The sequence below is a fragment of the Niallia sp. FSL R7-0648 genome, from assembly GCF_038007005.1.
In the GTDB taxonomy this organism is placed as follows: domain Bacteria; phylum Bacillota; class Bacilli; order Bacillales; family Cytobacillaceae; genus Niallia; species Niallia circulans.
The window spans coordinates 514,965-527,069 of the sequence record NZ_JBBOWE010000001.1 but is presented as its reverse complement, the minus strand read 5'-3'; the positions used below and the strand labels follow the sequence as shown (position 1 = coordinate 527,069).

Annotated in this window: 10 protein-coding genes; 2 read left to right on the top strand and 8 right to left on the bottom strand. The window is 35.4% G+C overall.

Features of this window, described 5'->3' with window-relative positions:
- Positions 1 to 9: 9 nt before the first annotated feature.
- Genes NSQ89_RS02585 through NSQ89_RS02575 form a run of 3 tightly spaced genes read right to left on the bottom strand, consistent with a single transcriptional unit; the run spans position 10 to position 3,258 of the window.
- Positions 10 to 975, bottom strand: coding sequence for a transketolase family protein (locus tag NSQ89_RS02585; RefSeq protein WP_047942785.1), 966 nt, complete (start codon positions 973 to 975; stop codon positions 10 to 12).
- On the bottom strand, positions 972 to 1,802 hold the full coding sequence (locus tag NSQ89_RS02580) for a transketolase (RefSeq protein WP_445668956.1): 831 nt from the start codon (positions 1,800 to 1,802) through the stop codon (positions 972 to 974). Before NSQ89_RS02580 ends, NSQ89_RS02585 begins: the two co-directional genes overlap by 4 nt.
- A gap of 19 nt (positions 1,803 to 1,821) precedes the next feature.
- Entirely contained in the window at positions 1,822 to 3,258 is a 1,437-nt protein-coding gene (locus NSQ89_RS02575) for an L-fucose/L-arabinose isomerase family protein (protein WP_341132200.1), read from the bottom strand.
- A gap of 353 nt (positions 3,259 to 3,611) precedes the next feature.
- Here NSQ89_RS02575 and NSQ89_RS02570 point away from each other — a divergent pair, with 353 nt between their 5' ends.
- Positions 3,612 to 4,661 carry a LacI family DNA-binding transcriptional regulator gene (locus tag NSQ89_RS02570; protein WP_095258728.1) on the top strand — a complete coding sequence of 350 codons (1,050 nt, stop codon included), beginning with the start codon at positions 3,612 to 3,614 and terminating at the stop codon, positions 4,659 to 4,661.
- 382 nt (positions 4,662 to 5,043) lie between these two features.
- Positions 5,044 to 5,400: an MmcQ/YjbR family DNA-binding protein gene (locus NSQ89_RS02565; RefSeq protein ID WP_095258727.1), complete on the top strand. Its 357-nt coding sequence runs from the start codon at positions 5,044 to 5,046 to the stop codon at positions 5,398 to 5,400.
- Between the two features lie 228 nt (positions 5,401 to 5,628).
- Here the strand turns inward: NSQ89_RS02565 and NSQ89_RS02560 are convergent, their stop codons facing one another.
- The 5 genes from NSQ89_RS02560 to NSQ89_RS02540 all read right to left on the bottom strand — a co-directional run bounded on the left by NSQ89_RS02560 (position 5,629) and on the right by NSQ89_RS02540 (position 12,062).
- Positions 5,629 to 6,477 carry a PRD domain-containing protein gene (locus NSQ89_RS02560; protein WP_095258726.1) on the bottom strand — a complete coding sequence of 283 codons (849 nt, stop codon included), beginning with the start codon at positions 6,475 to 6,477 and terminating at the stop codon, positions 5,629 to 5,631.
- 203 nt (positions 6,478 to 6,680) lie between these two features.
- A complete protein-coding gene (locus NSQ89_RS02555; RefSeq protein WP_445668955.1) occupies positions 6,681 to 8,132 on the bottom strand; it encodes a glycoside hydrolase family 1 protein in 1,452 nt (483 codons plus the stop codon).
- Positions 8,133 to 8,142: 10 nt separating this feature from the next.
- Positions 8,143 to 10,008, bottom strand: coding sequence for a beta-glucoside-specific PTS transporter subunit IIABC (locus tag NSQ89_RS02550; protein WP_341132199.1), 1,866 nt, complete (start codon positions 10,006 to 10,008; stop codon positions 8,143 to 8,145).
- Positions 10,009 to 10,299: 291 nt separating this feature from the next.
- Complete coding sequence (locus tag NSQ89_RS02545) at positions 10,300 to 11,202, bottom strand: EamA family transporter (protein ID WP_144581503.1); 903 nt, start codon at positions 11,200 to 11,202, stop codon at positions 10,300 to 10,302.
- Between the two features lie 35 nt (positions 11,203 to 11,237).
- Positions 11,238 to 12,062 carry an AraC family ligand binding domain-containing protein gene (locus NSQ89_RS02540; protein ID WP_144581485.1) on the bottom strand — a complete coding sequence of 275 codons (825 nt, stop codon included), beginning with the start codon at positions 12,060 to 12,062 and terminating at the stop codon, positions 11,238 to 11,240.
- Positions 12,063 to 12,105 lie beyond the last annotated feature (43 nt).

Sequence of the window (12,105 nt, the reverse complement as noted above, 5' to 3'; positions counted from 1 at the left end):
TGTCTCCTCCTATTGACCAAGTAATTTTCTAGCGATACTTGAAATATTCTCAGGACTAATTCCATAATGTTGAAATACTTCTTTCGTGGTTCCTGCTACTGCTGGTTCATCTGGAATTCCTATTATTTTCACGGGAACAGGACATTTATTGGAAGTCACTTCTGAAACCGCAGAACCAAGCCCGCCATATATGCTGTGTTCCTCGATTGTAATGATGTATCCCGTTTCTTTAGCTGCCTTGATAATCGCTTCTTCATCTAGTGGTTTTATCGTATGCATATTTAGGACCCTGCAGCTAATCCCTGCTTCCTTTAGCAAAAAGGCAGTATCAAGCGCAACACGTACCGTCTCCCCAGAAGCAATAATCGTTAAATCACCGCCCTCATGCATCGTAACAGATTTGCCAATTTGAAAGTCGTACTCATCACTTTGATAAGAGTCTTCTACTGGATTTCTACCAATTCTCATATAAACAGGTGTATCATAATCCACTAATGCTTCAATCATTTTTTTCGTTTCATGACGATCAGCCGGCATCATAACATGTAAGCCTGGTATCGCTCTTGTCACCGCTAAATCTTGGACAGAGTGGTGAGACATTCCAAGCGCTCCATAGCTGATACCACCGCTGATTCCAATTAGTTTCACATTTGTTCTTGAGTAAGCGATGTCCACTTTAACCTGCTCTATACTACGCATACTCAGAAAACAAGCTGGAGAAGCAACAAATGGTATTTTTCCAGAAGCAGCCAATCCCGCTGAAATCCCTACCAAGTTTTGTTCAGCAATTCCTACTTCCACTAACTGTTCTGGTAATGCATCTGCAAAAGGAACCATCGAAGCCGAACCTCTAGAATCACTTGTTAAAACGAGAATGTCCTTATTGTCCATTGCTAAATCTAATAAAGTATCGCTTACCACTGTCCGGTTTGCAATTTTATTGCCAGTATTTTTTTTTAGTATGACGTTATTCATGCTAATACCTCCAAACGCTTAGAAAGTTCCTTCATTGCCAGTTCATATTCTTCTTGAGATGGAACATGATGATGCCAGCCAGCCTCATTTTCAGCGAAAGAAATTCCTTTTCCCTTAATTGTATTTGCGAGTATAATAGTAGGCTTCCCTTCTGTCTTCGGGATTGAATGAAAGACTTGCACTAATTCAGCTATATCATTGCCATCCACTTCGATAACGTCCCAGCCAAAGCTCTCCCACTTTTTATCAAGAGGTTCATTGCTCATTACATCATCTGTACTGCCCGTAATCTGCAATCGATTTCGATCCACTATTCCTACTAAATTATCAAGCTTATATTGCGATGCTGCCATAGCGGCTTCCCACACAGAGCCTTCCGCGAGCTCTCCATCACCCATTAATGTAAAAACTCGATAATCCTTATGATTCATTTTGGCCGCTAATGCCATTCCTACGGATATGGATAAACCATGTCCTAATGCACCGGTATTCATTTCTACGCCAGGAACTTTATTGTTTGGATGCCCGATAAGTCTTGTATTGAATTTAGAAAATGTCTTTAATTCTTCTTTTGGAAAGTAGCCTTTATCCGCTAAAACAGCCCAATAGGATTCAACAGCATGACCTTTACTCTGAATATACCGATCTCGTTCTTCCCAGTTTGGATTAACTGGATCATTCTTCATTACCTCATAGAAAAGAACGGTTAAGATATCTGTATTGGATAAGGATGAACCGGTGTGGCCAGTGCCAGCCTCATAAACCATATCAATCACTGTCATTCTAATTTCTGCGGCTTTTCGTTCTAATTTTTTTATATCTATCATAATTATCTCCTCCATTGCATCAATAATTTATGTCACTGCCTCGCAGCCATGCGCGAATTTCCTCTTCAGTTGGATTAACTGGGTCGGGAGTCAATCCAGGAATATACTGACATGCTTCATAGATTATTGGTATTACATTGGCATGAATGCCTGTAGAATGGTGAATATATGGTCCCTTCACTAATTTTTCTTCCCAAAGCGGCCAATCATTTACTTCAACCCACACGTAGGAGCCTCTTGAATACGGTCCTTCTATCCCTCTTGCCTTTCCTAAAAAGATGGAATATTCCCCATTATCACCATCAAAACGAGCAATGGTCATTTCGCCGCCTTTTATTTCTCCTTCATGTGTACCAGGTGAATGATCATCAAATAAAAAGTGTTTATTCAATTGCGGTTTTTCTTCGACACTTAAAGAAACCGGGAAATTACCACAATGGAATAACAGTTCTCCATTTGGATTTTCGGGATGCCTAATCGTAATGTCCGCAAAAAAGGTTGGCAATGTATTTAGTGTTGCTGCTTGCACCATGATTGAAGTAATTGCGCCATGAATATCGGTTTCACAAGTAACAGGTATTTGCTCATCTGTCAAAATCGCATTTGCAAGGCAGGGCATAATTCCAATAATGTCTTGCAAAGTGGACCAGCATTGAATAGCAATAGCAGAACTGCCTGTTTCTTCCGCGTATTGCTTCATACCAACTTTTAGTGCAGCAATCCGACGAACATCTTCTTCCTTAACCGTACTCCAATCAAGTGTTTTTTTAATATAAGCTACTGCTTGCTCAAGTTCAGCGCCGCCCTCTTTTTCAATCTTAAGTGTTTTCTGTTTAATTTGATCTAAGGTAATCGGATATATTTGAATTCCGAATTTCTCTAACAATTCTCCTTCATTACAAATGACCGACCAAAAATCAGAAGGTCTTGTGGAGATTTGAAGGATTCGAAGTTTCCTAAAATGCTTAACAACATTTGCAGCCCCTATAAAGTTTTTAAAACCCCTCGCAAAAACTTCAGAGTCAACACTACTGTTTGTTATGTAAGTAAATTGGACCTTAAACCTGCGCAATACTTTTCCTGTCGCAAAAATTCCACATTGCGTATCCCGCAGTCTCATTCCATTTTCCAAAGGAGCTTCATCTCTAGGTCCCCAGATTAATACAGGCTTATCGATAGCCTTAGCAATTTTAGCAACAAGATCTTCGGTACCGAAATTACAATGGGGAAAGAATAATGCATCAACATCTTCCCTTTTAAATCGTTGAATGATTGCCTGTTCATCTGCACGGTTATATAGTAATCCTTCTTCATTGATTCCTTCTAAATCCACAATCTCCATATCCAAGCCGAAACTTCTTATCTTCTCTTTTATTAGTTCTTTATATTTGTAAGCATCCTCTTTACTAAACACGAATCTCCGTGTTGGCGCAAAACCTAATTTAAACTTTTCCATGATATTCCCCCAATTGACATTCACTACTAAACTTTCTAAACTATCCTAAACTTTTCTAAACCGTTATAAACTATACAATTACATAATAAGTTTTGATTTATTTCTCGGTATTAGATTAACACCTAAACTAAATTAAAGTCAATAATTTTATATAAACTTTATTTATTTTTTATCATTTTGTAAACGTTATTTTTAGTTAAGTTTAGTTAAATCGTGTAAAAAACCCTAATAAAATAAGCATTATAGTAATCATTTAGTAGTTTTCTAGTTTGACACAACTAAACTTTTTAACTAAACTAATATATGTACTCATTGGAAAATTTTTATTTACTTATATAGGGTGGAGGATTTAAATGAAGATAGATGATATTGCACAAATAGCGGAGGTATCCAAATCAGCTGTTTCTTTGGCGTTAAATGGAAAACCCGGTGTTAGTCAAGAAACGAGAGAAAAAATATTAAAAATCGCAAAGGAAAATGGCTATAACCCAAGAACTTTTTCAAAAGGGAAAAATACTTCTCCAACTAAAATATTTCGTTTTGTAGCATGTACCCATACCGGTATCGTTACCGAACAATATCAGTCGCAGTCTTTTTTTATGGAATTAATCAATAATATTGACCAGTCTATCTCATCAAAAGGATATTCCTTAATCATCTCCTCTATAAATATAGATTCGCTCGAGCAAGAAATAACGAATCTTGAAATGCAGCAACAGTCTTCTGGTATATTGCTGTTAGGGACCAACCTGACTGAAGAACAGATTAAAACCGTTTCTAAGCTGCAGCCAAATTTAGTTGTTTTAGATACTTGTTTTGAAACTTTGGATATTAACTTCATTGTGATGAATAATATCATTGGCGCTTACCAAGCGGGGGAATATTTGATTGAGTTAGGTCATAAGGTAATTGGATATGCAGAATCGGTTTCACGCATGTATAATTTTGATGCGAGGAGAAAAGGATTTCAAAAAATAATGAGTGAAAATGGATTAACCATTAAACCTGAACATATTTTCAAAATGTCTCCAACCGATCTTTCTGTGCAAGAGGATTTCAAACAAAATATAATGGAGTTAAAGGATAACCTACCATCCGCTATATTTTGTGAATGTGATTACATGGCGATTAGTATCATTAAATCACTCCATGAATTAAATATCCATGTACCGGAAGACATATCCATCATTGGATTTGATAATATTGTTGAATCTCAAATTGTCAGCCCAGAACTCACAACTATTCATGTCAAGAAAGACAAGATTGCATCACTAGCTGTTGAGAAGCTTATTCGAGAAATAGATGAAAACGAAGAAGATAAAATGAAAATATTTATAGATACAGAATTAGTGAAACGGAAATCTTGTGTAAAAGTTCCAAATCACAAAACGATACTAAGCTAATAACTAAAAGCAGAATCTAATTAGACTCTGCTTTTATTATATTTACGACTATCAAACTCCAGAATACGAAGAGAAACCTCCATCAATCGGCAGTGTCATACCGGTTATAAAGATTGAATTTTGTAACAGCCATACAACGACATTATCACATAGAATTGACAGCCCAATGTATCAAACCTGTCATTATAAGCAATAACGCCATAAAGAAGGTGATGTACAGCATAAGTCACTTTATAATGTTTATTTCTATTATTTGCTTATACATTACAAACCCTGGCACAATCGATATCAGCCATACAATCATTCCTTGAATGGAAAATAAATACGGTGAATTTGCTATCCATAATCTAATAAAAGAGGATAAAGAAAGGAACGAAACTTTATGACAACAAGAAAAGAAATTTTTTCTTATGCAAAAGAAAAGTATGGTACAAATCCAGAGTATCCATGGAAAAAATTCCAAAACTATGCTGTGTTAAGACATGATAATCAGGGTAAATGGTATGGTTTAATGATGAATGTTCCTAAAAACAAACTAGGATTATCAGGAGAAGAAGTAGTAGATGTCTTAAATGTAAAATGTGAACCTGAATTAAAAAATCAACTTCGGAAAGAAGAGGGTATCTTGCCGGCATACCATATGAATAAGGAACACTGGATTTCTATCGTACTTGACAGCCCATACCCTAAAGATGATATCTATAATTTACTTGATACTAGTTATCATTTAACAAAATAAAATGTGTTTACTACAACCTTAAAAGGTTACAAAGAGATAATTTACATTATAATGAATCCGTATATGAATCTACAGTTTTCTCTAGTTAATAACCTCTATATTTTTAGTTTTCTCAATTTGTAGTATCATTAATAAAGGACCCTTCTTTTAAAAAGGAAGAGTCCTTTATATATATTATAATCCCTCGTCTATCTATTAAGCAGGACGAGGAGGCAACCTCGCCTTTTGTTATTTAAGCTGATTATATGAAATTAATCTGTGGATATGGACAGCAAGATATGCTAATTCCTCATTAGGAATGGTTGTATCATACACTTGTTTGATATATTCCTTAATTTTAAATGCACCATCCATAGCCTGAGGATACAGGCTGGCAATCTGGTCAAAAAGCACATTATCTTTGTCTTCAAGCATGCTATCACTATAGAAACGTTCTACAAAAAATTTAACATGGGTTATAAACCGAATATAATGTACATTTTTCTCATCACTATTGATGTTCAACGTATAGCGAACAAGGTTAACGATGCTCCCAATCATTCTGGCTGTCTTCATTGCATCTTTGGATTCTTGTTTTTCTCCTTGGGCATTTACTAAATGGAATGCTATATTTGCTGCTTCTTCAATTGGCATCTCTATATTTAGCTTTTCATTCAACAACTTTAATGCGTGAACTCCTATTTCGAATTCTTCTGTATAATAATTTTTAATTTCCCAATATACACGATTGGTGATATTGATATTCTTTTTATATCGTTCCACAGCAAAATGCAAATGATCCATTAATGTAAAGTAAATACCCGTATTGAGCTTCGTATTCAATTTACGCTCTGCATAATTGACTATTTGCTGAGTCAGTTCAATAAATATAGATGGCATCGCATCTAATAAACTTAGAAACTCCTTCACTTTAACATTTTCAACCGGTATAAACATTTGATCAGCTTTGTTTTCTTCAATCACACTACCAACTTTTTTTCCATAACCGATTCCACTGCCTAAAAGAATATATTCTTTCTTTTGCGCATTTTCTACTAATACTACGCTTGAATTTAGGACTTTTTTTATTTTTATCACCTTAGTCACCTTCCATTAGTAAGTTTGATTCATTAATCCAATTGTCTTCCATTACTTTCAATCCCCTTTAGATATTTAAGTTTTTTGACCATTTAAGAAGTGAGCGCGATGATTAGTTGTTGATCTGCTTGTATTCTCAAATGCTTTATAGAATAACTCCCTCTTTCCACATAAAGGGTCTGCATATGCAGACCCTGACTTGCTTATATGTTTGTACCGTTAGTTTCAATGACTTGTTTATACCAATCAAAAGATTTTTTCTTGATCCGTTTCATTGTTCCAGTTCCATCATCTTGTTTATCTACATATATAAATCCATATCTCTTCTTCATTTCTCCTGTACCAAGTGAAACGGAATCAATACAAGCCCAGCTATTGTAAGCAATAAGAGGAACTCCTTCATCAATTGCTTGTTTCATTTCTTTTAAGTGGCTTTTGAAGTAATCAATTCGATAGTCGTCATGAATCTCTCCATTTTCATCCAATTCATCTGATGCTCCCAGTCCATTCTCTACAATCATTAATGGAACTTGATATCTATCATTCAAAGTATGGAGTGTGTAGCGCAACCCAATTGGATCTATCTGCCACTTCCATTCACTTTCAACTAAGTAAGGATTTTTTACCCCACCAAGGAGATTTCCACCTGTTTGTTCTTGATTTGGATCAGCACTAACGCAGACAGACATATAGTAACTAAATGAACAATAATCTACCGTATTTTCTTTTAATAATTCGTCATCCCCAGCTTCCTTTTGAATGACAATTCCTTCTTGTTTAAAGTAGTGATCTGCATAAGATGGGTAATATCCTCTATGCAGTATATCTGCGCAATAATAAACTTTCATCTGCATTTCTCTAGTTGCAAGAATAATATCTGCTGGGTTACATGTTAATGGATAAAATGTTAAGTGTGTAATCATAGAACCAAATTGGAAATCGGGATTTATCTCTCTTCCCTTCTTCACAGCAAGAGCATTTGCGACAAATTGATGATGTAATGCTTGGAAGCGCAGTTGAGCGTTATCCTTTGTCAAATTAATTAGCGCTCCAGTCTCATCATAAATTATTCCGCCTGCTTGATATGCCTTTTGGGCAAGGGTTAAACAATTGATTTCGTTAAATGGAATCCAATACTTCACGACATTTTTATAACGTTTGAATAATACTTCTGCGTAGCGAAGATAATGATCAATCATTTCTCTGCTTGCCCAGCCATTTATGGTTTTAGATAAATGGAAAGGAAATTCATAATGGGCAATAGTTACAAGTGGTTCTATCCCATATTTCTGTAATTCTTCAAATACACTATCATAAAATTTCAGCCCAGCTTCATTCGGCTCTAACTCATCTCCATTAGGAAAAATTCTTGTCCAATTTATTGACAAGCGGAACATTTTCAATCCAAGTTCAGCCAGCAATTTAATATCTTCCTTATAATGATGGTAGAAATCAATTGCTTCATGTGTTGGATATCGTTCACTAGGATCTAGTTCTAGTGTTATTCGTCTCTTTTGGTGAAGCGACCCACCTGTATACATATCTAGAGTGCTTATACCTTTACCATCTTCTCTCCAAGCGCCTTCAATTTGATTTGCGGCTGTTGCTCCACCCCAATAAAATCCCTCTGGAAAACCTTTATTCATCATAACCATCTCCTCATTTTTAGTTTTCTAATAACGGTGATATATACATCAATGTATCTTCGGGTTCAACCTGCTTTATATCCGCAACTTTGACGGAGTAAGCTTCCTTATTTGTAATAATGGCAACTGTGACTGGATCAAACTTTTCTCTGATTCTATCTAGATCAAATTTCAATAATAGATCTCCAGTTTTTACTTCATCTCCAACTTTAACTTGAGGTTCAAAATACTTCCCAGCTAACTCGACCGTATCAAGACCAACATGGAAAAGAATCTGAGCCCCTTTGTCAGTTGTCATTCCCAATGCATGATTCGTTTCAAAAATCATTTCGATTTTGCCATCAGCCGGGGCATATAGCTCTCCTATGGAAGGAATTACAGCGATGCCATCTCCCATAACTTTAGAAGAAAAAACATCATCATTTACATCCGATAAATCAATCATTTGTCCAATCAATGGGCTTTTAAATTCACTTTCGCCTTTTAATGTTTTTTTAATCCCATTCTCTTGTTGTTCTTCTGGAGTCTTTTTATCCATTTGTTTATCTTTGCCTAATAATAAGGCAGAAACAAATGCAACTAGAAACGAAATAACCAAGCCGATAATAGCATTAATAATATTTTTTGGTAATTCGTCAGAAATAAACATTGATAAGCTTGCTAACCCTGGCCCAACAAGAACGAATGACTGTAAACCAGAAATACCAATGTAAATACCTCCTACAAAAGCACCAATCATTACACTGCCTAATACCTTTTTATTTTGGACAGTTACGCCATATAATGCAGGCTCAGTAATTCCAAAAAGAGCGGAGATCCCTGCAGAAATAGCTGTTGATTTCAATATTTTATCTTTTGTTCGTAAAGCAACTGCAAAACAAGCTCCGCTCTCTGCAATATTGTGTGCAAGAGAAGCTGGTAAATAAAGGAGCTCTTTTCCAAGTTCACTCATAGTTGTAACCGCATAAGGGACCATTGCTTTATGCATACCTGTTGCAACCATAAACGGCAATACAGCTGCCAATAGTGCTACTGCAATCCAGCCTACTTTATCAAAAATAAAAAGAATGACTGCAGACACCCCTTGTCCGAATGTAAAACCAATTGGTCCCAAAACTAATAATGCAATTGGAACAGTAATTAAGAGTGACATCATCGGAACAAAAAAGATTCTAATTGGTTTTGGAGAAATCTTTGTAAATAACTTTTCTATCTGTGCATAAAAAAGAACCGTTAAAATTGCTGGAAAAACTTGATAAGTGTATGCAATATTCTCTATATTAAAACTGAAAAGCTGCGCTCCTTCTCCAATCATGGCTGCCATATTTGGCAGTACCAGCGCTCCTACTGCTGAAAGAGCAACAAGCGTATTAACTTTCAGCTTATTAGCAGTTGTAACTGCTACCAGTAAAGGAAGAAAATATAACGGTGCGTCCCCTATCATGTTTAAAATTTGATAGGTCTGTCCTGTCGAATCCATTAACCCCGTAACCGATAATAACAATAAAACCGACTTTAGGATTCCGCCGCCAGCTATTGCTGGAACTAGTGGCTGAAACACACCCACGATAAAGTCTAATATAACGCTTCCAATTTTTTGCTTTTGTTTTGGTTTACTAGCAGTACTTGTAGATTCCATATTTTTTCCTAAGAGTTTCATAACCTCATCATATACTTCTACTACTTCATTTCCAATGACAACCTGGCATTGCACGTTCATTTTTACAGCCATTACACCTGGAATGCTTTTTAATTTTTCTACATTTACTTTGCTATTATCATTTAAAGTAAACCGTAATCGTGTTGAACAATGCTCAAAATGGGAAACGTTTTCATTTCCACCGACATTCTCTAACACTAAAGCAGCTGTCTGTTTGTAATCCATCCTTCATTCCTCCTTTTTTCAAATGATGAATGTAACTGGTTTAAAACACAAAAAGGCAGGACCTAAAATGACAAATAAAAAATATTCGTCATTTATAGATCCTGCCTGCATTACCAGTCACATGTCTAATTATATTTATTAGATTTGTCTACATTATATAATCCCATTTGAAAAGAGTCAATCTTTTTTAAAATTTAAGAGTTCGTTTTCTAGAATAATAGCTTACAGTCTCATTTTATAAAGAGCCTCTCTTATAAATAAGCAATCTATCTCACTTGCCAGTATATCCATCTAATAACTACTTACCAAATCCTTTTTTTTCTTAGTAATTATTTTAGTTTCGGAAACGAAAAGGCCAGTTAGAGTCAGCAAGGTGCCAAGAGCTGCCATCCAAGTTAGAGGTTCCTTTAAGACTATCATCGCCGTGATAACAGTAATTACGGGAACAAGATAGATATATACACTTGCTTTAATTGCCCCTAATTTTTTAATGGCTAAATTCCAAGAAACAAAACAAAGTGCCGATGCGCCTAACCCTAGAAAAATGATGTTAAATAAGTAGATCGGCTGGGCAAAACGTTCGATTCCTAGTTTAAAGTCAAACAAATATAAAGCAGGGATCATAAATAAAATACCGTATAAAAAAATCCGCCTTGTAGCTTGAATCGTATTATATCCATAACTACTAATTTTCTTCGTAATAACAGAATAGATAGCCCATATAAGAGTTGCTGCAACAGCAAGTAAATCACCTAATGGATTTACTTTAAAATTGGCAGTGCCATTAAAGCTGATGAGAAAAATTCCTATTAAAGCTAGAATAAAACCAATGAAGAAATTTAATCGCAAGGGTTCACTTTTCAAATAATAATAAGTGAGAATAGCAGTGAAAAATGGCACCATCGCACTTATTACTCCTACATTAGAGGCAGTAGTAAAGGTCAAGGCAATATTTTCTAAGAGGTAATAAAGTGTTACCCCACATAACCCCGCAAGTAAAAATAAATAATGATGCTTTCTATTTTTCATTTTTAGTCGATATGGATAAATGATGCTCAAGGCTACAATTCCAATAACAAAACGAAAAAATAATACCTCAATGGGAGTAAAATCAGTTAATAATATTTTTGTAGATATGTATGTTGTCCCCCAAATCAATATCGTGATCATTGCTGAAATATGTCCAAACTTCATCTTGTTCGCCACTCTTTCCTTCTAGTTGAAACGATTTAATTTACACTATCTATATATATATTTCGGTATTGTCCAGGCGTTAATCCAATAAAGTCCATAAAATAATGGCTGAAATGGCTTTGATCCACAAAACCAGTCTGAGCAGCTACATCGGTTGGTTTCATCCCTTGTTCTAATAGCTTCTTTGCTTTGTTGATACGCACTGTCTGTAAATATCGATAAGGTGTAATTCCGCGAATTCGCGCAAATGAACGTAATAAGGTGTATTTATTCATATTGCATACCGCCACCAAATCATCAAGAGAAATCGGATCAACATAGTGCCTTTCAATAAATTCACAAACTTTTGATATTTCCTTGGCCATCTTATCCAATTTAATGTTTTTCTCTATTGCACTATATTCTTCAATCAATTGTTCCATTAAGAAATAAAAAGTTTCTTCTTTCTCCAGATCTCCTAACTCAGCCATGATCATTTGATGCAGCCGCTGTAATAATTCTGCATGTTCACTACGGAAGGCGACTGGACCTTTAAAGGAAGGCAGATAGTCTTTACCAGTGATTTCTTCAACTACTTTTCGCATTACTTCTGGCGTAATATTTAAACAACGATAATCTAAGGGCTCATCATCCATTTGTTCACAAGCATGATTATCAAAAGGATTAAAAAAGATAAGATCTCCACTATTAATAACATAATCTTTATTTCTGCATGTCAATTTTCTTTGACCACTCTCGATAAACCCAATAACATAATATTCATGAAAGTGATTGGGGAATTTTTGCATAATCCCGTGAAAACGATAGGCCTCAATTTGCAAATCTTCATCATAACAAATTTTTCTTTCTTCCCTTCTCATCTGATACCGCTCCCCCTTGTCTTCTGTTTAAATAGCTTAGCAT